The organism is Pseudonocardia hydrocarbonoxydans (assembly GCF_006539565.1).
Lineage (GTDB): Bacteria > Actinomycetota > Actinomycetes > Mycobacteriales > Pseudonocardiaceae > Pseudonocardia > Pseudonocardia hydrocarbonoxydans.
The window spans coordinates 137325-157854 of record NZ_BJNG01000015.1 but is presented as its reverse complement, the minus strand read 5'-3'; the positions used below and the strand labels follow the sequence as shown (position 1 = coordinate 157854).

The window sequence follows — 20530 nt, the reverse complement described above, 5'->3', positions numbered from 1 at the left end:
GACGCCGGGGTCAGTTGAACGCGCCCTTGAGCTTGTCGACCAGGCCCTTGTCCGCTCCCCGGGCGGCGCCGATCTGCTGCATGATGCCGGCCTCGTCGGTGGCGCCCCACCGCTCGACGATCTGCCCGTCGACGAAGCGGCCGATCTGCAGCCCGCGGACCTCGATGCGCTTCCCGGTCGCCGCGACGCCGTTGAACTCACCCCGGTGCGTGCCGGTGAGGGTGTAGGCGAACGCGACGTTCTCCTCGTCGACGACCATCGTCTGCGGCTCGAGATGCGCGTCCGGGAACCCGGTGGTCAGGGTGCGGAAGAAGCCGCGGAAGCCCTCCCTGCCCGGACCCTGATCCGGAGCGGGGTCGTGGTCGACCGCGTCGACGGCGAACAGGACGTCCATCGCCGCGTCGATCTCCCCGGCGTTGATGTGCGTGGAGGCCTTCTCTTGCGTGGCGATGTTCTGTTCCTTCGTCATGGGAGGTGACTACCCGGGTCGAACGCCGGCACACACCCAGACCGGAGATCGCTCACATCGGGCCCCGTCCGGTGTGGACCGCGACCGGGCCGGGTACCGCCGTCCCATGATGCGCAATCTGCTCACCGGGGTCGCCGCAGGCGCGGCCGGGACGACGGCCCTCAACCTCGTCACCTACCTCGACATGGTCGCGCGGGCCCGGCCGGCCAGTACCACCCCCGAGGACACGGTCCGCGGGGCGGAGAAGCTCACCGGGGCCACGCTGTCGACCGACGGGCCGGACAGTGACGAGGCCGCCAACCGGCGTTCGGGCGTCGGCGCCCTGCTCGGCATCGCCGCCGGGCTGGGCACCGGCGCGATCTACGGCGCGGTCCGCCCGCGGCTGGGCCGGGTTCCGCTGGCCGTGCTCGGTGTCGGTGCGGGGGTGGTGGCCAACGTGGGCACCACCGGCCCGATGGCCGCGTTCGGCATCACCGATCCCCGCGAGTGGCCGGCCGGCTCCTGGGTCTCGGACCTGGTCCCCCACCTCGCCTACGGCCTGGCGACCGCGGCCGTCTGGGACCTCATGCAGCCCCGCCCGTCCTGATCACCCGATCTCGAGCACGACCTTGCCGCGGGCGTGCCCGGCCTCCACGGCCTGCAGCGCGGCCGCGGCGTCGTCGAGGGGGAACACCTCGGCCACGTGCGGGTCGATCTTCCCGGCGACGACGAGCGCGACCACGGCGTCGAGCACGGTGGAGGTACGGTCCCGCTCGATCGGCGACCCGCCCACCTCCACGACGGTGACCGGGTCGGCCGCCGACACGACCCGCCCCGGGTCACGGGACAGCCCGGCCACCGCGCGCAGGGCGTCCCCGCCGACGAGGTCGAGGACCGCGTCGACGCCGTCGGGGAGGATCTGGCGCACGCGGTCGGCGGTGTCGGCGCCGTACGGGACGAGGATCGCGCCGAGGCTCTCCACCAGCGCCCGCTTGTCCTCCGATGCGGTGCCGACCACGGTGATGTCGCGGTCGCGGGCGACCTGCGCCGCCATCACCCCCACTCCCCCGCCGATGCCGTTGATCAGCAGCGTCGTGCCGGGGTCGAGCTTGAGCTGCCCGATCCCGTCGTAGGCGGTGGCCGCGGCCACCGGCAGCACCGCGGCCGTGGTGAACGGCAGCCCGGCGGGCTTGCGGGCCGTCGCGGCCGCGCTCAGCAGGGCCTGCTCGGCGTAGCCGCCGGAGCCGGTCGCCGTGCTGCCGAACACCTCGTCGCCCACCGAGTACCCGTCGACGTCCTGACCGACCGCCTCCACGACGCCTGCTGCCTCGACGCCGAGCGGGGCCGGCAGGTCGAGTGCCATGTCATCGCGCATCCAGCCGGCGCGGATCTTCCAGTCGACCGGGTTGACCCCGGCCGCGCACACCGCGATGCGCACCTCCGACGGGCCGGGCTCGGGCGTCGGCAGGTCCTGGAACTCCTGGTTCTCCGCGCCGCCGTAGCGCGTGAACACGTAGGCCCGCATCAGGCGGTGCTCCCCGGGTGCAGCACGACCTTCGTCCAGCCCTCTTCGCGCTTGTCGAAGTGGTCGTAGCCCTGCGGCGCCTCGGACAGGGGCATCTCGTGGCTGACCAGGAACCCCGGCGTCGCCTTCCCCTCGGTGATCAGGTCGCGCAGGCCCGCGTTGTACTGCTTGGTGTTGCACTGGCCGGTGCCCATCGACTGGCCCTTGAAGAAGAAGGTGCCGAAGTCGAACGCGAGCTTGCCCTGCTTGGCGAGCTCGCCCTCCGCGCCCGGGTCCTCGGGGACGTAGACCCCGACCACGCCGATGCCGCCGGTCGGCTTGACCACCTGCACCAGCTCGTTGAGCACGATCTCCGGGTGCTCGACGCCGTCGATCTCGTGGGCCTGGTAGCCCACGGCGTCGACGCCGCGGTCGGCCCCGCCGCCGGTCAGCTCGGTGAGCTTCTCGACGGCGTCGCCCGAGCTGCGGTCGATCGCGGTCGCGCCCAGCTGCTCGGCCAGCTTCAGCCGGTCGGCCTGCTGGTCGACGACGTACACCTGCGCGGCGCCCTTGATCTGCGCGGCGTGCGCGGCCATCAGCCCGACCGGCCCGGCGCCGTAGATCACGATGTTCTCGCCGGGCTGCATCTTCGCCAGCTCCACGCCGTGCCAGCCGGTCGGGAAGATGTCCGACAGCATCGTGTAGTCGTTCTCGTGCTCGGTGCCCGCGGGCAGCACGAGCGCGTTGTAATCGGCCCACGGCACGCGCAGGTACTCGGCCTGGCCGCCGTCGTAGGGGCCCATGCTCGCGTAGCCGTACGCGGCGCCCGCGCTGCCCGGGTTGGCGCGCAGGCAGAACCCGGTCAGGCCCTTGACGCAGTTGGCGCAGGTGCCGCAGGCGATGTTGAACGGCAGCGAAACGCGGTCGCCGACCTGGACCCGGCCGACGGCGTCACCGACGGCCTCGACGATCCCCATGTTCTCGTGGCCGAGCACCTTGCCCCGCTCGACGTCGGTGCGGCCCTCGTACATGTGCAGGTCGGACCCGCAGATGTTGGTGGTCGTGATCCGGACGACGGCGTCGGTCGGCGCCTCGATCCGGGCGTCCGGAACGTCCTCGACGCTCACCGAGAACGGGCCCTGGTAGACGAGTCCCTTCACAGGATCTCCTCTCGATAGATGCGGTGGTGGGCATGGAACGGGTACCCGCGCCCGGCTCGGCGAAACCCCGACCGGAAATCCGGTTGTGCGCGTCGCGGTCGGTGCGCGAGGGTCTGCCCTGGTTCGAGAGCGATCGGAGGTGTGCGTGATGTCCACGACTGTCGCCGGACGTGCGTGCGCCCGTCCGATCCCCGCCCCGCGCTGACTCGATCACCGGGGCGTCCTCACCAGGAGACCCCCGTTGTACGAGCCCACCCGCAAGCGTCGCCGCTTCGACGACGACATCCCGGTCCGCCGCGGGCGGATCGACCTCTCCACCCTCGACGAGCGCGCAGGCGAGGACGCCGACGGGCCGTCCGAGGGCGACCGCTGGTCCACCTGGGACGGCGCCCGGCACGGGCCCGAGCCCCGGCCGGACTGGGTGGTCACCGACCACGCCGCGGTCGACACCGAGCTGGGCACCGTCAAGTCCGGCAAGGAGGCCGACGTCGGCCTGCTGGAACGCGCGGTGCCCGGCACCGGGCGTCGCGCGGTGATGGCGGTCAAGCGCTACCGCACCGCCGAGCACCGCATGTTCCACCGCGACGCGGGCTACCAGGAGGGCCGCCGCGTGCGGCGCTCCCGCGAGACCCGTGCGATGGCGCACCGCACCGCGTTCGGCCGCGACCTGCTCGCCGGGCAGTGGGCGGACGCGGAGTTCGCGGCGCTGTCGCTGCTGTGGAGCCACGGCGTGGCGGTGCCGTATCCGGTGCAGTGCTCCGGCACGGAGCTGCTCATGGAGTTCGTCGGCGACCCCGACGGCACGGCCGCGCCCCGGCTCGACCGGTGCCGTCCCGACGCCGCGCAGCTGTGTGATCTGTGGCACCAGCTCGTCGACGCCGTGCTCGGGCTCGCCCGGCACGGCCTGACGCACGGCGACCTGTCCGCCTACAACGTGCTGGTCCACCGCGACCGGCTGGTGCTCATCGACCTGCCGCAGGTCGTCGACGTCGTCGGCAACCCGCAGGGCCCGGACTTCCTGGCCCGCGACGTGCGCCGGATCGGCGGGTGGTTCGTCGCACGGGGGCTGCCGCCGGAGGTCGGCGGGCCCGACGAGCTGCTCGCCGAGCTGCGGCGGGCGCTGGGCATGGGGGGTGTCACAGCCTAGGTGGCGAGCGGTGCCGGGCCGGGCGGTTAGACTCGATCACGAGCGCCCGGCCCGGCCCACGTGGCCGTCCCCCGAAGGCGCACCCGCAGTACCCACCAGGGCGCAACGTCTGCGCCCGGGCTCGTCCCTCGAGATCTCAGCCGCCGCCATCTCGGCGCTGCCTCTCCGTGCTGACGTGCCACGTCCCGGAGGTTCCTTTCTTGTCTTCCCCCAGTTCTTCTCGCCGTGTGCAGTTCTCGCCGGCGAGCCCGCGCCCGCGCCGCTCCGGCGGTGGGCGCCCCTCCTCGGGCGGCCGCTCCCGCGGCCCGGCCCGGCCGTCGGCCCCCGCCGCGCCCGCGCCCCCCGAGGTGCTGTGGACCGTGCCGGAGTCCGGCATGCCCACCTTCGCCCAGCTCGGGCTGCCCGAGCCGGTCGTCAAGGCCCTGGCCGTGGAGGGCTTCACCGAGCCGTTCCCGATCCAGGCCGCCACGCTGCCCGACACGATCGCCGGGCGCGACCTGCTCGGCCGCGGCCAGACCGGCTCCGGCAAGACCCTCGCCTTCGGCCTCGCGCTGCTCTCGCGCCTGGCCGGTGGCCGCTCGCAGGCCCGCCGCCCGCGCGGGCTGGTGCTGGTGCCCACCCGGGAGCTGGCGACGCAGGTCGTCGACGCGCTCACCCCGTTCGCGCGGGCGCTCGGCCTCACCACCACCTCGGTCGTCGGCGGCATGTCGTTCAACCGCCAGGTCAGCGAGCTCAACCGGGGCATCGACCTGCTGGTCGCCACCCCCGGCCGGCTCACCGACCACACCACGCAGCGCACGTGTGACCTGTCCGGCGTCGAGATCACCGCGATCGACGAGGCCGACCGGATGGCCGACATGGGCTTCCTGCCCCAGGTCCGCCGGATCCTCGACCTCACCCCGGCCGACGGCCAGCGCCTGCTGTTCTCCGCCACGCTCGACGGCGAGGTCGGCACGCTGGTGCGCCAGTACCTCACCGACCCGGTCACCCGGTCGATCGCGTCGTCCACCGCGCAGGTGGCCACGATGGACCACCACGTGCTGCACGTCGACCTGTCGGCGAAGCCGCGGGTGATCACCGAGATCGCCGCCCGCGACGGCCGCACGATCCTGTTCGTGCGCACCAAGCACGGCGTCGACCGGCTGGTCAAGGGCCTGCGCCGGGAGGGCGTCAACGCCGGGGCGCTGCACGGCGGCAAGGCGCAGAACGCCCGCAACCGCGCCATCGCCGAGTTCAAGGACGGGCGGACGCCCGTGCTGGTCGCCACCGACGTCGCCGCCCGCGGCATCCACGTCGACGACGTCTCGCTCGTGGTGCACGTCGATCCGCCCGCCGACCCGAAGGACTACCTGCACCGCGCGGGCCGGACCGCCCGGGCCGGCGACTCGGGCGTCGTCGTCACGATGGTGACGCCGCCGGAGCGCCGCGACGTCGAGCGCCTCACCCGGCTCGCCGGGGTCAAGGCCACCCACACCGACGTCGCACCGGGCGACGCGGCGCTGACCGCGGTCACCGGCGCCCGGGTCCCGTCCGGGGTGCCGATCGTGGAGCCGCCGAAGCCGGCACAGCAGCCCCGCGGCAACGGCCGTCGCCCGCGCGGTGCGTCCGGCGCCGGCGCCGGCGCCGGTGCCCCGCGCGGCGGGGCCCGCGGCGGACGTCCGCGCACCGGCGGGCGTCGCTCGGCCGCCTGACCCACGCTCCGCCTGACCCACGCTCCGCCCGACGGCGCGGCGCCCCACCGGGGTGCCGCGCCGTTCGTCGTCCGGGCGGCGTGCCGGGCGGCCTCCGGCGCACCGGTACGTCATCCTGGGACGGGTGCGCCCGTCCCTGCTCCCGATCCTGTTGACCCTGCTGCTGCTGTCGGGCTGCGCCGGGTTCGAGCTGACCGGGCTGCCGACGCAGCCGGTCGCGCCCACCCCGACCGGCGACGCCGCCACCGCGCTGGCCGCCCTCCCGGTCAAGGGGCGCGCCCCGCGGACGGGCTACGAGCGCGACGAGTTCGGCCAGCGCTGGGCCGACGTGGACCGCGACGGCTGCGACCAGCGCAACCAGGTCCTCGCCCGCGACCTGTCCTCGGTGGAGTTCCGGCCGGGCACCCGCGACTGCGTGGTGGTCTCCGGCGCCCTGCTCGACCCCTACACCGGCGACGGCGTGCCGTTCCTGCGCGGCGAGGCCACCAGCGCCGACGTGCAGATCGACCACGTCGTGTCGCTGTCCAACGCCTGGCAGACCGGCGCCCAGCAGCTCGACCCGCGGACCCGCGAGCTGTTCGCCAACGACCCGCTCAACCTGCTCGCCGTCGACGGCCCGACCAACGGCGCCAAGGGCGACGGCGACGCGGCCACCTGGCTGCCCCCCGCGCGCGGGTACCGCTGTGCCTACGTGGCGCGGCAGGTGGCGGTGAAGGCGACCTACGGGCTGTGGGTCACCGCGGCGGAGGCGGCCGCGATCGCCCGCGTGCTCGACGGCTGCCCCGGGGAGCCGCTCCCGGTGTCGACGGTGGCGGCGGGTCAGGCCGCGGCGACCCGGTAGCCCGGCAGCTCGTCGCGGTCGGCGTCGACGACGCGGGTGCCCAGGGGCACCAGCGCGAGGCCCGCCATCTTGAACGAGGCGACGCCGAACGGGATCCCGACGATCGTGACGCACAGCAGCAGCCCGGCCAGCACGTGCGCGAGGAACAGCTCCCAGCCGAACAGCACGATCCACAGCACGTTGCCCAGCAGTGACGGCACGCCCGCGCCGCGGTGCACCACCACCCGGCGCCCGAACGGCCACAGGGCGTACCCGGCCAGGCGGAACGAGGCGATGCCGAAGGGGATCGTGACGATCAGCACGCAGGCGATCAGCCCGGCGACGGCGTAGAGGATCGCCAGCCACCAGCCCGCGAGCAGGAACCACAGGACGTTGCCGAGAAGTCGCACACGTCCACTATGCCCGTTGTGCGGTGAGTGCGACGTGCCGCGCGACCGCCTGCTGGTCGGTCAGCACGGCCACCTGGTCGACGACCACCCGGCGCCGGGCGGCGTCGTCCCCGGCGACGTGCCAGTCCTCGGCCAGCACCGGGTCGAGCGTGCCCGGCGCCCCGGCGAGCAGCGCGTCGGCCAGCTCGGTGAGCAGCGCCCGCTGGCGGCCCTGCATCGCCAGGCGCCGCGGGTCGCTCATGACGTAGCGCAGCGCCACCGCCTTGAGCAGGGCCACCTCGGCCGCGGCCCGGGGCGGCACGACGAGGTCGGCGGCGTACCGGGTGAGCGGGCCGTCGCCGTGGACCGCGCGGGTGGCGTCGACGGCGGCCAGGACGAACCGGCCCACCAGCTCGCTGGTCAGCCGCTTGAGGGCGACGTGCGCCGACGAGGGCGCGGTGCGCGGGGCGAACCCGCGCACGGCGTCGACGACGGGGAGTGCGAGCAGCACGGCGCCCGCCTCCTCGAGGGCGTCGGGATCGGCGCCGAAGTGCGACGACGCCGCGTCGGCGAGCGCGGCGCGCTCGGCGGGCGAGCCGAGCGCGGCCAGGTCGATGCGGCCGGACAGGATGCCGTCCTCGACGTCGTGCACCGAGTAGGCGACGTCGTCGGACCAGTCCATGACCTGCGCCTCGATGCAGCGCCGGGACTCCGGTGCGCCGTCGCGGACCCAGGCGAGCACGGCGGCGTCGTCGGCGTAGGCGCCGTACTTGACCAGCCCGGGCCGCCGCGTCCACGGGTACTTGGCGGAGGCGTCGAGGGTGGCGCGGGTGAGGTTCAGCCCGGCCGTCGCGGCGCCGTCGTCGACCTTGGGTTCGAGCCGGGTGAGGATGCGCAGCGTCTGGGCGTTGCCCTCGAACCCGCCGCAGGCCGCGCCCCACCGGTCGAGCGCCACCTCGCCGTTGTGGCCGAACGGCGGGTGCCCGATGTCGTGGGCCAGCCCCGCGGTGTCGACGACGTCGGGGTCGCAGCCCAGCTCCTCGGCGATCCCCCGCCCGATCTGCGCGACCTCCAGGGAGTGCGTGAGCCGGGTGCGCGGCACGCCGCTGATCTCCGCGCCCTCCCCCGGCCCCACGACCTGCGTCTTCCCGGCCAGGCGGCGCAGCGCGGCGGAGTGCAGCACGCGGGCGCGGTCGCGGGAGAACGGGGTACGCCGCTCGCTGCCGGTCTTGTGCGGCTCGGGGAGCAGCCGCTCGCGGTCGTGATCGGTGTACAAGTGCTCAGCCGAGGCCGGAGTCCGTGCCGGTGTCGACCGAGGCGTGGGTCAGCCGGTAGAACAGCAGCGCCGCGGTCTCGCGCACGATGTAGCGGAACTGCGTCTCCCGGGTCTGCACCGCCGGTCCGCTGCGGGTGGGCGAGCTCCAGGCGTCGAGCCCGGCGTCGCGGGCCATCGTCCGGGCGCGCAGCGAGTGCCACGGGTCGCTGACGACCAGCGCGCTGCTCCAGCCGTCGGCGTCGGCGCGGTCGGCGACGGCCTCCAGGCTCATCAGGGTGTCCGACCCCTCCCCCACCGCGACGATCGCGTCGGCCGGCACGCCGCGGCCGACCAGGTAGTCGCGACCGGCCTGCGCCTCGGTGAACTCGTCGCCCTCCGCGGAGCCCCCGGTCGTGACGATCAACGGGGCCAGGCCCTCCTCGTAGAGCGCCTGCGCGTGCCGCAGCCGCCACGCGAAGATCGAGCTGGGCTCGCCGTCGTACTGCGCCGCGCCCAGCACCACGACGGCGTCGACGGGGCGGCGGTCGTCGACGCGGGCGACCTGCCAGACCCGGAACGCGGTGCCGCCGACGATCAGCGCGGCCACCACGACCGTGCCGATCACGACGCGGCCCACCCAGCCCGCGCGGGGCCGAAGCGCCCGGATCCGCTCGGTGGGCGCCTCGGAACCGGGGACGGTCACGCCCCGATCCGGCCGGGCGCGGCGGCCAGGGCCGCCCCGGCGCGCCCGGACCGCTGCGCCACCACCTGCGCCACGATCGACACCGCGGTCTCGGCCGGGGTGCGGGCCCCGATGTCGAGCCCGACCGGCCCGTGCACCTGCGCCAGTTCCTCCTCGGTGACGCCCGCGCCCAGCAGCCGCTCGCGGCGCGCGGCCTGCGTGCGCCGCGACCCCAGCGCCCCCAGGAAGCCGCGGCCGTGCGCCAGCCCGGCGAGCAGCGCGGCGTCGAAGGCGGGGTCGTGGTCGAGCAGCACGAGCACGTCGGCGTCGGAGAACGCGGTGACGGCCGCGACGGTGGCGTCGAGGCCGGACTCGGACCGGGCGTCCCAGCCGAGCAGGGCGGCCTGGGCGGTGAGCGCGTCGCCGATGGCGCCCGCGCCGACGATCAGCACCGTGGGGACCGGGACCCACAGGTCCAGCAGCAGGTCGCCGGCCTCGGTGGGGATCTGCTCGGTGACGGTGGCGCCGCGGCGCAGCAGGGTGCGGGCGGCGGCCGCTGCGGCTTCGTCGAGCGTGGGCGAGCCGAGCTCGCCGGTGACGGTCTCCAGGGCGGGCCCGGTGAGCACCAGCGCGGTGGCGCCGTCGGCGGTGGAGACCAGCGCCGCGGGCACTCCGGACTCCAGCGCCGCCCCGAGCGCCTCGGCGTGCCCGGCGGGCAGCGGGTGGCCGAGCAGGGTGGCCCCGCCCGCGCAGGCCAGACCCGCGTCGAGCGCGGCGGCCTCGGCGACGTGGGCGTCGCGCGTCTGCGGGGCCGCGGCCGACGCGGCGGCCAGCGGTGCGGCGGAGTCGTCGAGGGCTCCGCGGTAGAGCTCGCCGGCGCGCTCACCGGCGGCGGTGCCGACCAGCATCTGCCCGCTCTCGACGGTGCCGAACCCGTGGCGCTCCAGGACCCGGACGACCCCGACCCCCGATCCCGCGAGGCGGCGCAGCGACGAACCGAGGTCACGCAGGGACGTAGCGGTCACGCGGCCCAGGGTAGCCACTTCCGGCGGCGGCCTCCGGGGCCACGGAGTGCCGGCGCCGCGGAGGCGATCGGTATCGTGGCGAAGATCGTGTGCCGGGCCGGGAACCCGGTTCCGGCACCCGACGTTGAAACGGGCGAACCGCCCATCCCCGAAGACAGGAACCATGGACCCGTCCGATAGTACGTGCACCGCCCTCGCAGGGCGGTGCACATGATCACCACAATCCTCTCCCTCCTCCTCGGCGTTCTGGTCGTCCTCGCCATCACGGCCCTGACCGGCTACTTCGTCGCCCAGGAGTTCGGCTACATGGCCGTCGACCGCTCCCGGCTCAAGTCCCGCGCCGCCGCGGGCGACGCCGGTGCGAAGCGGGCACTGGGCATCACCGACCGCACCTCGTTCATGCTCTCGGGCGCGCAGCTCGGCATCACCGTCACCGGTCTGCTGGTCGGGTACGTGGCCGAGCCGCTGATCGGCAACAGCATCGGCACCCTGCTCGGTGGCGTCGGCGTCCCGACCGGGGTCGGTGTCGGCATCGGCATCGTGCTCGCGCTGCTGTTCGCCACCGTCGTGCAGATGGTCTTCGGCGAGCTGTTCCCCAAGAACCTCGCCATCGCCCGGCCCGAGCCCGTGGCCCGCGCGCTGGCCCTGTCCACCGCGGTCTACCTGCGGCTGTTCGGCTGGCTCATCCGGATCTTCGACGCCGCCTCCAACCTGCTGCTGCGCGCACTGCGGATCGAGCCGGTGCACGACGTCGAGCACTCCGCGACGCCGCGCGACCTGGAGGCCATCGTCGACGAGTCCCGCGACAGCGGCGACATCGACGAGGAGCTGTCCACGCTGCTCGACCGCGTGCTCGACTTCACCGACCGCACCGCCCGCGCCGCGATGATCCCCCGCCCGCGCGTGGCCTCGATCCAGGCCGACGAGACCGTGGCCGACCTGGTCGCCGTCATGGCGTCGGGGCACTCCCGGCTGCCCGTGCTCGGTGACGGCGCCGACGACGTCGTCGGCGTCATCTGCCTGCGCGACGTGCTGGCCCTGGAGGGCCGGGACCTCGCCTCCGTGCGGGTCGCCGACGCCGCGCGCCCGGCCGTCATGGTGCCCGCGTCGCTGCCCCTGCCCGCCGTGCTGGACCGCCTGCGCGAGGCCGACGACGAGTTCGCCTGCGTCGTCGACGAGTACGGCGGCCTGGCCGGCGTCATCACCATGGAGGACATCGCCGAGGAGCTCATCGGCGAGATCACCGACGAGCACGACCCCGCGGGCCGCGACGCCGTCCGCGTCGGCGACGGGCACTGGACCGTCCCGGGCACCTACAACATCGACGAGGTGGAACGCCTGCTCGACACCGACCTGCCCGACGGGGAGTTCCACACCATCGGCGGCCTGGTGATCGACCGCCTGCAGAAGCTGCCCGAGATCGGCGACTCCGTCGAGCTGGAGGCCGACGGCGGTCGGCGGCTGTCGGTCACCGTCTGCACCGTCGAGCGGCGGGTTCCCGGCACCGTGCGGCTGGCCTGGGCCGGCGCCGACAAGGAGGTGCCGGCATGAGCATCGCCGCGTCCCTGTGGATCACCGTGGCGCTGGTCGCGGCCAGCGCGTTCTTCGTCGCGATCGAGTTCGCGCTGGTGGCCGCGCGCCGCTACCGCCTGGAGGAGGCCGCGCAGACCAGCGCGGCGGCCCGGGCCGCGCTGCGCAGCGCCAAGGACCTGTCGCTGCTGCTGGCGGGCTCGCAGCTGGGCATCACCCTGTGCGTGCTCGGGCTCGGCGCGGTCAGCAAGCCCGCCGTCGAGAAGCTGATCGCCCCGCTGTTCGGCGACCTCAACGAGAGCCTCGCGGGGGTGCTCGCGTTCGTGCTGTCGCTCATCGTCGTCACGTTCCTGCACCTGGTCGTGGGCGAGATGGCCCCCAAGTCGTGGGCCATCGCGCACCCCGAGCGCTCGGCCACGCTGCTCGCGCTGCCGATGCGCGGGTTCATGGTGCTCACCCGGCCGCTGCTGGTGGCGCTCAACGGCATGGCCAACTGGTGCCTGCGGCGCGTGGGCGTCGAGCCGGTGGACGAGCTGGCCGGGGGGCGCAACCCCGACGACCTGCGCGAGCTGGTCGACCACTCCGCCAGCACCGGCGCGCTCGACACCGAGCGGCGAGACCAGATCCTCTCCGCCCTCGACCTCGACAGCGCCCCGCTGCGCGAGATCGTCCGCCCCCGCGACGAGGTGTCCGCGGTGCCGGCCACCGCGACGGTGGAGGACATCCGGCAGGCCTCGCGGGCCAGCGGGCACCTGCGCCTGGTCGTGCTCGACGGGGAGCGCCCGGTGGGCGTCGTCCACGTCCGCGACGCCCTGTCGCGGCCCTCGGGGATCCGGGCGGCCGACCTGATGCGCCCGGTCGCCACCCTGCAGGCCGACACCCCCATCCACGACGCCCTGCGCGCCATGCGGGAGCGGCGCAACCACCTGGCGCTCGTGGAGTCCGACGGCGAGCTGCTGGGGCTGGTCACCCTGCAGGACCTGCTCGACCGGCTGCTGCCGGTCTGACGACCCGGCCGGGGCGGCGACCCGCGTCGCCACCCCGGCCGGTCGGGTCCGTCCAGGTCTCTAGCAGCCGATCAGCCGGCTCGCGAGGTAGCCCTCGACCTGGTCGAGCGCCACCCGCTCCTGGGCCATCGAGTCGCGCTCGCGGATCGTCACGGCCTCGTCGTTGAGCGTGTCGAAGTCGACGGTGATGCAGAACGGCGTGCCGATCTCGTCCTGGCGGCGGTAGCGGCGACCGATCGCGCCCGCGTCGTCGAACTCGATGTTCCAGTTCTTCCGCAGCTGCGCAGCGAGGTCGCGGGCCTTGGGCGAGAGGTCGGCGTTGCGGCTCAGCGGCAGCACCGCGGCCTTGACCGGCGCGAGGCGGCGGTCCAGACGCAGCACGACGCGCTTGTCGACGCCGCCCTTGGCGTTGGGGGCCTCGTCCTCGGTGTAGGACTCGATGAGGAACGCCATCATCGAGCGGCCGACGCCCGCGGCGGGCTCGATCACGTAGGGCTTGTAGCGGGTGCCCGAGGCCTGGTCGTAGAACGACAGGTCGACGCCGGAGTGGTTGCTGTGCGTCGTGAGGTCGAAGTCGGTGCGGTTGGCGATGCCCTCGAGCTCGCCCCACTCCTGGCCCTGGAAGTCGAACTTGTACTCGATGTCGACGGTGCGCTTCGAGTAGTGGGAGAGCTTCTCCTTGGGGTGCTCGTAGTGACGCAGGTGGTCACGCGCGATGCCCAGGTCGACGTACCAGTCGGTGCGCTGGTCGATCCAGTACTGGTGCAGCTCCTCGTCGGTGCCGGGCTCGACGAAGTACTCCATCTCCATCTGCTCGAACTCGCGGGTGCGGAAGATGAAGTTGCCCGGCGTGATCTCGTTGCGGAAGCTCTTGCCCATCTGGCCGATGCCGAACGGCGGCTTCTTGCGCGAGGTCGTCTGCACGTTGAGGAAGTTGACGAAGATGCCTTGCGCGGTCTCGGGCCGCAGGTAGTGCAGGCCCTCCTCGGTCTCGACCGGGCCGAGGTGGGTCTTGAGCATCATGTTGAAGTCGCGCGGCTCGGTGTACTGGCCGCGGGTGCCGCAGTGCGGGCACGGGACGTCGGACAGGTCGTCCTCGGTGGCCGCCTTGCCGGTGCGCTCGCTGTACTCCTCGGCGAGCTGGTCGGCGCGGAAGCGCTTGTGGCAGCTCTGGCACTCCACCAGCGGGTCGGTGAACACCCCGACGTGGCCGGAGGCGACCCACACCTGGCGGGGCAGGATCACCGAGCTGTCCAGGCCCACGACGTCCTCACGGCCGGTGACCATGGTGCGCCACCACTGCCGCTTGATGTTCTCCTTGAGCTCCACGCCGAGGGGGCCGTAGTCCCAGGCCGAGCGCGTACCGCCGTAGATCTCGCCGGAGGCGAAGACGAAGCCGCGACGCTTGGCGAGCGACACGATGGTCTCGATCTTGGCGGAACTGGGCGTGCTGGCCACGGGGCGGTACTCCTGGGCTGCGAAGAGGGACGGGCGACGGAACGCGAAGGACCAGCGTAGCGACCGGCCGCCGACCGCCTCCCCGCGCCCGCGCCCCGCCGCCGCCCCGGTTCGCGCCCGGCACAGCCGGGTCGGGCCCCCGCAGCCGGGTCTCGCGCGCGTTCCCGGGTCTCGCGCGGCTCCGGGGGCGCGCATGACCCGGGAACGCGCGCAGGACCCGGGAACGCGCGCGAACCCGGGAGGACGCGTGAGCCGGGGACGGGCGGCGCAGCCGTCACGGGAGGCCCAGGGTGCGGCGCAGCCTCCGCTCCACCCCGGCGAACGGATCGATCTCGCGCCAGGTCCATCGGGCCATGCCCCGGGCGGTCTCCCGCAGCGCGTCCTCGCGCAGCTTCTCGGCGACCAGAACGTCACCCGTGGCCTGCCCCGGCCGGAGCAGGCGGCCGTACTTCACCAGCCCGTCGAACTCGCCGATCACACCCTGCTCGGGCCACCAGAAGTCGACGCGGCCCAGCGGCACGCCGTCGACGGAGAACCGCACGACCTGCAGCTGGGGCATCGGCAGCCCGGCCCGCAGCATCGCCACCCGACTGCGCGACTCACCGGGGCTCTCGGCCAGGCGGTCGGCGAAGGCGAGCACCCGCGCGGCCGCCGCGGTGCCGTGCCGACGCGGGTAGCGGTCGAGCGCGGCGGCCAGCGCCGGCGGATCGACCAGCCCGCGGTGCAGGGCGCTGTCGGCGACCACCACGGCCTGCTCGAACGGCAGGGTCCGGGCCAGCGCGGCGACCGTCGCCGCCGGCGAGGTCACCGCGATGCCGTCCACCGTGACGACCTCGTCGGGCTCCATCGGACAGACGTGCAGGTGGAGCTGGCTGCTGCGCCGCCCGCCGGAGGTGCCGGGTCGGCTGACGTGGACCCGGCCCAACGGCACGGCCCACAGCGCGATGCGGTGCAGGACCGCGGCGGATGCGTGGCTGACGACGCAGCCCGGTCCGAGCTGCCCGACCGCCGCCCGGACGGCGAGGGCGTGGCGGTCCTCCGGCCGGTGCAGCCGCTCGTCACCGGGGTCGACGTACGCGCCGCGACGTACGGACACCAGCCGGCGGCTGCCGCAGGTGCGCCGGATCTCGTCGTCGGTGTATCCGCGGGCGATCAGCTCCGACCGCAGCACCGGCGCCTTCCGTGCGTCTGTCATCACCCGAGCGTGGCCGGGCCCGGCCGATCGCGACACCCCCCGCCCGCCGCCTGTGGACAACTCCCCCGTGCCGCGCACCCGCCCGGCAGCCCACGCTCCTCCGGGACTCGCGCGCGTTCCCGGGTCTCGCGCGCGTTCCCGGGCCTCGCGTGGCCCCTGGGGCGCGCAGAACCCGGGACGGCGCGCGCACAGCCGGGGCGGACGTCAGGCCCGCAGGCTCGGGTGCCGGGTCGAGGTGCCGGCCGCGCCGTCGACCAGCGTCTCGTACGTGGCGGGCTCGTCGGCCAGCGCCTCGGACAGCAGCGGGACCACGTGCTCGCGGACCGGGAACGGCGACAGGGCGCGGCGGTAGGCGTCGACGCTGGTGAAGCGCACCGACAGCACCCAGCGCCCCGGGTCGTCGACGGCGCGGCCCAGCCGGCCGTCCAGGGCGCCCTCGGCGGCGGTCAGCAGCTCCAGCGCGCGGGTGCCGCGGGCGAGGAAGTCGGGGGCGTCGTCGGGAGCGACGATGAATCGGCACAGGAGCAGCACGCAGCCGAACCTAGCCGCGGCCTACCATGGGGACGCGGTGAGGTGACATCGATACTCGATACCGACTGGCCCGCCGCAGGAGGGGAAGACCGATGTCGATCACGGCCGAGGACTCCGAGCACGAGACCGGGCGGGCCGCGCCCGCCCCGGTGCGCACCCCGCGCACCCTGGAGGCGGCGGGCGACCTGCTGCGGGCGTTGGCCGCGCCGGTCCGCATCGCGATCGTGCTGCAGCTCAAGGAGTCCCCGCGCTGCGTGCACGACCTCGTCGACGCTCTCGGGGTCACCCAGCCGCTGATCAGCCAGCACCTGCGGGTGCTCAAGTCGGCCGGGGTGGTGCACGGTGAGCGGCACGGCCGCGAGGTCGTCTACTCCCTGGTCGACGACCATCTCGCACACATCGTGGTCGACGCCGTCGCGCACGCGGAGGAGGGCCGATGACCCGGCCCCAGACGCAGCACGGGCCCGCCACCCGGGTCATGCGCGCCACCCGCCAGCGGGCCGCGGTCTCCGCCCTGCTCGACCGGCTCGAGGACTTCCGCTCCGCCCAGGACATCCACGAGGAGCTGCGCCGCGTCGGTGACGGCATCGGGCTGACCACGGTGTACCGCACGCTGCAGTCGCTCGCCGACGCCGGCGAGGTCGACGTGCTGCGCACCGGTTCCGGGGAGGCCGTCTACCGCCGTTGCGCCTCCGCGGAGCACCACCACCACCTGGTCTGCCGCCGCTGCGGGGCCACCGTGGAGATCGAGGGCCCGGCCGTCGAGACCTGGGCGCAGCGCATCGCCGAGCAGCACGGATTCTCCGATCTGAGCCACACCGCGGAGATCTTCGGGCTGTGCCGCGAGTGCTCCGCCACGGCGTGAGATCTGCGTCTCACAACGAGTCATCCGGATCACGCCGCCCGCGTTAACGTCCGGCTCCTGCACGGTCGAGGCAAGGAGACGTCTTCATGGGTGAGCCCGGAACGAACGGCGACGAGGCCTCGGGCCCGCCCGCGACACCGAACGCGGTGCGCAAGTTCGACGCGCCGGAGTCCGAGGAGCTGGCCCAGCTCGCCGCGGTGTTCGAGGACCTGCAGTACGTGCTGCGCTGCTGCGAGCACCTGGTGACCGCGCTCGGCGGCCCCGACGCCGGCCCGGTGCAGGTCCAGACCGACGACGCGCTGATCGAGGCGCTGTGGACCGGTGCGCTCATCGGCTACGTCCGCTGCTTCTCCGGTCGTATCGGCATCCTCTCCGACGACGACGTCAAGGAGCTGGAGCTGCCCGGCACCGAGATCACCGCGGCCGACTTCCACTCCATGCTCAAGAAGCTGCGCGACCACTACGCGTCGCGCCACGTCAACCCGCGCGAGGCGTTCACGATCGGCGCCGCGCAGGCCAACGACGGCACGCTGATGGGGGTCGCGGTCGTCTCGGCGCCGCGCCCGATCGTCGACGACACCACCGTGCGCCTGCTCGGCCGCATCGCCTACTCGCTCTCCGGCTACATCGACGCCCGGATGCAGGAGGCGCAGAACAAGGTGCTGGGGCTGGCCCGCGAGATGAGCACCCTGCAGCTCAGCTCACTGCCGCTCGTGCACCTCGCCGACGCCTAGCCGACGAGCTCCGCCCGCAGGGTCGACGCGCTGCCCACCACCAGCATCAGCAGCGTGCCCATCGCCTTCTCCTCCAGTCCCGAGGCGGGGAAGGCGTAGCGGAGCGTGACGTCCCACCCGTGCTCGCCACGGATCACCTTGGGCGTGCCGAACAGCCCCTCCCCCGCACCGAGCGCGATGCGGGTGGGGATGTCCTGGTCCAGCGGCAGGTCCCAGGCCACCACGCACATCAGGTTGAGGACGGGCAGGCCCTCCTCCAGGTCCATGCCCTGCACCACGCACAGCACCCCGCCGTGGGCGAAGGTGAGCGAGCCGTCGTCGTCGACGGTGACGTCGTGGTAGTTCTCCAGCGCCTGCCGCGCGACGTCGAGCGTGGTCATGGCGCACTCTCCGGGGTGTCGAGCGCGCCACCGAAACGGCGGTCGCGCCGGGCGTAGATCTCGACGGCCTGCCAGAGGTGGCGGCGGTCGAAGTCGGGGAACAGGGTGTCGAGGAAGACCATCTCCGCGTACGCCGACTGCCAGAGCAGGAAGTTCGACGTCCGCTGCTCCCCCGAGCTGCGCACGAACAGGTCGACGTCGGGCATGTCGGGCTCGTCGAGGTAGCGCGCGATGAGCCGCTCGTCGACCTTGCCGGGCTTGATCCGCCCGTCCGCGACGAGCTGGGCGATCGTCCGCACGGCGTCGGCGATCTCGGCGCGGCCGCCGTAGTTGACGCACATCGTCAGGTTGAGGACGTCGTTGCCGCGGGTCTTCTCCTCCGCGACCTCCAGCTCCCTGATCACGCTGCGCCACAGCCGCGGGCGGCGCCCGGCCCAGCGGACGCGGACGCCCATCTCGTGCATCTCGTCGACCCGGCGGCGGATGACGTCGCGGTTGAACCCCATGAGGAAGCGCACCTCGTCGGGGCTGCGCTTCCAGTTCTCCGTGGAGAACGCGTAGGCCGAGAGCCAGCGGACCCCGATGTCGATGCAGCCGCGCGCCACGTCCATCAGCGACGCCTCGCCGCGGCGGTGCCCCTCGATCCGCGGCAGGCCCCGCGCGTTGGCCCAGCGGCCGTTGCCGTCCATGACGAGCGCGACGTGGTGCGGCACGAGCTCGCGCGGGATCTCCGGGGGGCGGGCGCCCGACGGGTGCGGGGGCGGGGGTGAGACCACGACCCGCACCCTACGGAGGGGATACTCACCGACGTGCAGGAGCACTACTTCACCGCCGACCCCTCGGCACCGTCGCGACCGGACACCGTGCGCGTCGTGCTGCCGGACGTCGACCTGACCCTGGCCACCGACCGTGGTGTGTTCTCCGGGGCCCGGCTCGACCGGGGCACCCGGATCCTGCTCGAGCACGCCCCGATGCCGCCGCGGCGCGGGCCGCTGCTCGACCTGGGCTGCGGCTACGGCCCCATCGCGCTCACCCTGGCCACCCGCAGGCGGCGACTGCCGGTCTGGGCCGTCGACGTCAACGACCGGGCGCTGGAGCTGACGCGGCGCAACGCCGCGGCGCTCGGCAACGTGTCCGTGGGACGGCCCGAGGACGTGCCCGACGACGTCGAGTTCGCCGGCATCTACTCCAACCCGCCGATCCGCTCGGGCAAGGGCGTGCTGCACGGGCTGATGACGCGCTGGCTGCCGCGGCTGGCGCCGGAGGGGCGGGCGTACCTGGTGGTGCACAAGCACCTGGGGTCGGACTCGTTCGCGGACTGGCTGAACGCGCAGGGCTGGCCGACGACGCGGCTCACGTCCGTGCAGGGATACCGGATCCTGGAGGTGGGATGCAGCAGCTCGGAGGCACCGCGCTCAAGCGCCTGAACCGCACCTGGCGGCGCCGCGCGACCATGCAGGTCGGGCTCATGCTGCAGGACGTGGAGAGCCCCTTCAACGTCGGCGCGATCGTGCGCTCGGCCGCCGTGCTCGGCGTCGACCACCTCTACCTGATCGGCCGTTCCGCCGACCCGACCACGCCCAAGGCGCAGAAGCTGGCCATGGGCACCGACCGGTACCTGCAGGTCCGCGGCTGCGCCACGGTGCGCGAGGCCGTCGACGCCGCGCACGCCGACGGCTACCACGTCGTCGGGCTGGAGCTCACCGACACCGCGAAGCCGCTGCACGAGCTCGACCTGTGCCGCGACGTGTGCGTGGCCGTCGGCAACGAGGCGCGCGGGATGTCGGCCGAGATGATCGCCGCCTGCGACGCGCTGGGCTACATCCCGCAGCTGGGCAAGGTCGGGTCGTTCAACGTGGCGTCGGCGGTGAGCATCGCGACCTACGAGGTGCGCCGCCAGGAGTGGGCCGTCGCGGACAACCTCAGCCCGTGACCCGAGGCGCGGTGGCCGCCCGGCGCTCCACGAAGGGCAGCGACCGGAGCTGGCGTTCCAGGTGCCACTGCAGGTGCGCCGCCACGAGGCCGCTGGTGTCGCGGCGGGTGGCGGGGCCCGCGGCGTCGGCGGTGTCCCAGTCGCCGTGCAGCAGCGCGTCGAGCAGGCGGTAGGTCTCCGGGCTCGGCTGCACGGAGCCGGGCGGGCGGCAGCGCGGGCACACCGCCCCACCGGCCGCGATGTTGAACGCGGGGTGCGGGCCGGGCTCGGCGCAGCGGGCGCACTCGGAGATCGCGGGGGCCCAGCCGGCGTGGGTCATGGCGCGCAGGAAGAACGCGTCGAGCACCAGCGACAGGTCGCGCTCGCGGCTCGACAACGCCCGGATCGCGCCCACCACCAGCAGGTACACCCGGATCGCCGGCTCCCCCTCCTCGGCGACGATCCGGTCGGCGGTCTCCAGGATCGCGCAGCCGGCGGTGTAGCGGGCGTAGTCGGCGACGATGCCGCCGCCGAACGCGTCGACGGTCTGGGCCTGGGTGACGATGTCGAGGCCCGGCTTGTTCGGGTTGGACCCGGTCCAGCACTGCACGTCGACGTGGTTGAACGGCTCCAGCCGCGCCCCCCAGCGCGACGTCGTGCGCCGCACGCCCTTGGCGACCGCGCGGATCTTGCCGTGGCGGCGGGTGAGCAGGGTGACGATCCGGTCGGCCTCACCGAGCTTCTGCACGCGCAGCACCACACCGGTGTCGCGGTAGAGGCCCATGGAAGGAGAGACT

General features: G+C 74.0%; 24 protein-coding genes. 11 read left to right on the top strand and 13 right to left on the bottom strand.

Annotation, left to right across the window (positions count from 1 at the left end; genetic code table 11):
- Positions 1-10: 10 nt before the first annotated feature.
- Positions 11-469: an ester cyclase gene (locus PHY01_RS09075; RefSeq protein ID WP_141278104.1), complete on the bottom strand. Its 459-nt coding sequence runs from the start codon at positions 467-469 to the stop codon at positions 11-13.
- 106 nt (positions 470-575) lie between these two features.
- Here PHY01_RS09075 and PHY01_RS09070 point away from each other — a divergent pair, with 106 nt between their 5' ends.
- The gene (locus PHY01_RS09070; protein ID WP_141278103.1) at positions 576-1055 is read left to right on the top strand and encodes a hypothetical protein; all 480 of its coding nucleotides are present in this window, start codon (positions 576-578) and stop codon (positions 1053-1055) included.
- Here PHY01_RS09070 and PHY01_RS09065 read toward each other — a convergent pair whose 3' ends face one another.
- Both PHY01_RS09065 and PHY01_RS09060 read right to left on the bottom strand, forming a co-directional pair.
- Positions 1056-1973 (bottom strand): NADP-dependent oxidoreductase, encoded by a 918-nt coding sequence (locus tag PHY01_RS09065; protein ID WP_218030072.1) that lies wholly within the window; start codon positions 1971-1973, stop codon positions 1056-1058.
- Entirely contained in the window at positions 1973-3112 is a 1140-nt protein-coding gene (locus PHY01_RS09060; RefSeq protein WP_141278102.1) for a glutathione-independent formaldehyde dehydrogenase, read from the bottom strand. The genes PHY01_RS09065 and PHY01_RS09060 overlap by 1 nt, the downstream gene beginning before the upstream one ends.
- Before the next feature lie 241 nt (positions 3113-3353).
- Between PHY01_RS09060 and PHY01_RS09055 the strand changes: the two genes are divergently transcribed.
- The 3 genes from PHY01_RS09055 (at position 3354) to PHY01_RS09045 (ending at position 6791) form a co-directional block, all read left to right on the top strand.
- Positions 3354-4259 carry a serine protein kinase RIO gene (locus PHY01_RS09055; protein ID WP_141278101.1) on the top strand — a complete coding sequence of 302 codons (906 nt, stop codon included), beginning with the start codon at positions 3354-3356 and terminating at the stop codon, positions 4257-4259.
- Positions 4260-4633: 374 nt separating this feature from the next.
- Positions 4634-5950 (top strand): DEAD/DEAH box helicase, encoded by a 1317-nt coding sequence (locus PHY01_RS09050; RefSeq protein WP_141278249.1) that lies wholly within the window; start codon positions 4634-4636, stop codon positions 5948-5950.
- Between the two features lie 124 nt (positions 5951-6074).
- Positions 6075-6791 (top strand): HNH endonuclease family protein, encoded by a 717-nt coding sequence (locus tag PHY01_RS09045; protein WP_246085793.1) that lies wholly within the window; start codon positions 6075-6077, stop codon positions 6789-6791.
- Here PHY01_RS09045 and PHY01_RS09040 read toward each other — a convergent pair.
- The 4 genes from PHY01_RS09040 to PHY01_RS09025 are packed head-to-tail and all read right to left on the bottom strand — an operon-like array spanning position 6770 to position 10121.
- Positions 6770-7180, bottom strand: a complete 411-nt coding sequence (locus tag PHY01_RS09040; RefSeq protein WP_141278100.1) for a YccF domain-containing protein — start codon at positions 7178-7180, stop codon at positions 6770-6772. The two genes, PHY01_RS09045 and PHY01_RS09040, sit on opposite strands and share 22 nt — an antisense overlap.
- 7 nt (positions 7181-7187) lie before the next feature.
- On the bottom strand, positions 7188-8435 hold the full coding sequence (locus PHY01_RS09035; protein ID WP_141278099.1) for a deoxyguanosinetriphosphate triphosphohydrolase: 1248 nt from the start codon (positions 8433-8435) through the stop codon (positions 7188-7190).
- A 4-nt stretch (positions 8436-8439) separates the two neighbouring features.
- On the bottom strand, positions 8440-9081 hold the full coding sequence (locus PHY01_RS09030) for a YdcF family protein (RefSeq protein ID WP_246085808.1): 642 nt from the start codon (positions 9079-9081) through the stop codon (positions 8440-8442).
- Positions 9082-9113: 32 nt separating this feature from the next.
- A complete protein-coding gene (locus PHY01_RS09025) occupies positions 9114-10121 on the bottom strand; it encodes an XdhC family protein (protein ID WP_246085792.1) in 1008 nt (335 codons plus the stop codon).
- Between the two features lie 210 nt (positions 10122-10331).
- On the opposite strand from PHY01_RS09025, the gene PHY01_RS09020 reads away from it, so the two are divergent.
- Positions 10332-11672 (top strand): hemolysin family protein, encoded by a 1341-nt coding sequence (locus PHY01_RS09020; protein ID WP_174824097.1) that lies wholly within the window; start codon positions 10332-10334, stop codon positions 11670-11672.
- The gene (locus PHY01_RS09015) at positions 11669-12658 is read left to right on the top strand and encodes a hemolysin family protein (RefSeq protein ID WP_141278097.1); all 990 of its coding nucleotides are present in this window, start codon (positions 11669-11671) and stop codon (positions 12656-12658) included. Before PHY01_RS09020 ends, PHY01_RS09015 begins: the two co-directional genes overlap by 4 nt.
- Before the next feature lie 60 nt (positions 12659-12718).
- On the opposite strand, the gene PHY01_RS09010 is transcribed toward PHY01_RS09015, so the two are convergent.
- From PHY01_RS09010 to PHY01_RS09000, 3 genes are all read right to left on the bottom strand, one after another.
- Positions 12719-14116, bottom strand: a complete 1398-nt coding sequence (locus PHY01_RS09010) for a glycine--tRNA ligase (protein WP_141278096.1) — start codon at positions 14114-14116, stop codon at positions 12719-12721.
- Between the two features lie 274 nt (positions 14117-14390).
- A complete protein-coding gene (locus PHY01_RS09005) occupies positions 14391-15311 on the bottom strand; it encodes a hypothetical protein (RefSeq protein ID WP_141278095.1) in 921 nt (306 codons plus the stop codon).
- A gap of 204 nt (positions 15312-15515) precedes the next feature.
- Complete coding sequence (locus PHY01_RS09000) at positions 15516-15842, bottom strand: antibiotic biosynthesis monooxygenase family protein (RefSeq protein ID WP_141278094.1); 327 nt, start codon at positions 15840-15842, stop codon at positions 15516-15518.
- Positions 15843-15934: 92 nt separating this feature from the next.
- On the opposite strand from PHY01_RS09000, the gene PHY01_RS08995 reads away from it, so the two are divergent.
- The 3 genes from PHY01_RS08995 (at position 15935) to PHY01_RS08985 (ending at position 17441) form a co-directional block, all read left to right on the top strand.
- Entirely contained in the window at positions 15935-16282 is a 348-nt protein-coding gene (locus PHY01_RS08995; protein WP_141278093.1) for an ArsR/SmtB family transcription factor, read from the top strand.
- Complete coding sequence (locus PHY01_RS08990) at positions 16279-16707, top strand: Fur family transcriptional regulator (protein ID WP_141278092.1); 429 nt, start codon at positions 16279-16281, stop codon at positions 16705-16707. The genes PHY01_RS08995 and PHY01_RS08990 overlap by 4 nt, the downstream gene beginning before the upstream one ends.
- Before the next feature lie 86 nt (positions 16708-16793).
- Positions 16794-17441: a hypothetical protein gene (locus PHY01_RS08985; protein ID WP_141278091.1), complete on the top strand. Its 648-nt coding sequence runs from the start codon at positions 16794-16796 to the stop codon at positions 17439-17441.
- Here the strand turns inward: PHY01_RS08985 and PHY01_RS08980 are convergent.
- Positions 17438-17821 (bottom strand): hypothetical protein, encoded by a 384-nt coding sequence (locus PHY01_RS08980; RefSeq protein WP_141278090.1) that lies wholly within the window; start codon positions 17819-17821, stop codon positions 17438-17440. The two genes, PHY01_RS08985 and PHY01_RS08980, sit on opposite strands and share 4 nt — an antisense overlap.
- Positions 17818-18597 carry an isoprenyl transferase gene (locus PHY01_RS08975; protein WP_370467348.1) on the bottom strand — a complete coding sequence of 260 codons (780 nt, stop codon included), beginning with the start codon at positions 18595-18597 and terminating at the stop codon, positions 17818-17820. Before PHY01_RS08975 ends, PHY01_RS08980 begins: the two co-directional genes overlap by 4 nt.
- A gap of 33 nt (positions 18598-18630) precedes the next feature.
- Between PHY01_RS08975 and PHY01_RS08970 the strand changes: the two genes are divergently transcribed.
- Together PHY01_RS08970 and PHY01_RS08965 are read left to right on the top strand one after the other, a co-directional pair.
- Entirely contained in the window at positions 18631-19248 is a 618-nt protein-coding gene (locus PHY01_RS08970) for a class I SAM-dependent methyltransferase (protein WP_141278088.1), read from the top strand.
- Positions 19212-19754 (top strand): TrmH family RNA methyltransferase, encoded by a 543-nt coding sequence (locus tag PHY01_RS08965; RefSeq protein WP_141278087.1) that lies wholly within the window; start codon positions 19212-19214, stop codon positions 19752-19754. The genes PHY01_RS08970 and PHY01_RS08965 overlap by 37 nt, the downstream gene beginning before the upstream one ends.
- Here the strand turns inward: PHY01_RS08965 and recO are convergent.
- Positions 19744-20517: a DNA repair protein RecO gene (recO, locus tag PHY01_RS08960; protein ID WP_141278086.1), complete on the bottom strand. Its 774-nt coding sequence runs from the start codon at positions 20515-20517 to the stop codon at positions 19744-19746. The genes PHY01_RS08965 and recO overlap by 11 nt on opposite strands.
- Positions 20518-20530: the final 13 nt, after the last annotated feature.

Coding starts and splice junctions, on each gene's coding strand:
- PHY01_RS08995 (WP_141278093.1), top strand. CDS start 15,935: ATGTCGATCACGGCCGAGGACTCCGAGCACGAGACCGGGCGGGCCGCG.
- PHY01_RS09075 (WP_141278104.1), bottom strand. CDS start 469: ATGACGAAGGAACAGAACATCGCCACGCAAGAGAAGGCCTCCACGCAC.
- PHY01_RS09020 (WP_174824097.1), top strand. CDS start 10,332: ATGATCACCACAATCCTCTCCCTCCTCCTCGGCGTTCTGGTCGTCCTC.
- PHY01_RS08990 (WP_141278092.1), top strand. CDS start 16,279: ATGACCCGGCCCCAGACGCAGCACGGGCCCGCCACCCGGGTCATGCGC.
- PHY01_RS09005 (WP_141278095.1), bottom strand. CDS start 15,311: ATGACAGACGCACGGAAGGCGCCGGTGCTGCGGTCGGAGCTGATCGCC.
- PHY01_RS09050 (WP_141278249.1), top strand. CDS start 4,634: ATGCCCACCTTCGCCCAGCTCGGGCTGCCCGAGCCGGTCGTCAAGGCC.
- PHY01_RS09065 (WP_218030072.1), bottom strand. CDS start 1,973: ATGCGGGCCTACGTGTTCACGCGCTACGGCGGCGCGGAGAACCAGGAG.
- PHY01_RS08985 (WP_141278091.1), top strand. CDS start 16,794: ATGGGTGAGCCCGGAACGAACGGCGACGAGGCCTCGGGCCCGCCCGCG.
- PHY01_RS09015 (WP_141278097.1), top strand. CDS start 11,669: ATGAGCATCGCCGCGTCCCTGTGGATCACCGTGGCGCTGGTCGCGGCC.
- PHY01_RS09070 (WP_141278103.1), top strand. CDS start 576: ATGATGCGCAATCTGCTCACCGGGGTCGCCGCAGGCGCGGCCGGGACG.
- PHY01_RS08980 (WP_141278090.1), bottom strand. CDS start 17,821: ATGACCACGCTCGACGTCGCGCGGCAGGCGCTGGAGAACTACCACGAC.
- PHY01_RS08965 (WP_141278087.1), top strand. CDS start 19,212: ATGCAGCAGCTCGGAGGCACCGCGCTCAAGCGCCTGAACCGCACCTGG.
- recO (WP_141278086.1), bottom strand. CDS start 20,517: ATGGGCCTCTACCGCGACACCGGTGTGGTGCTGCGCGTGCAGAAGCTC.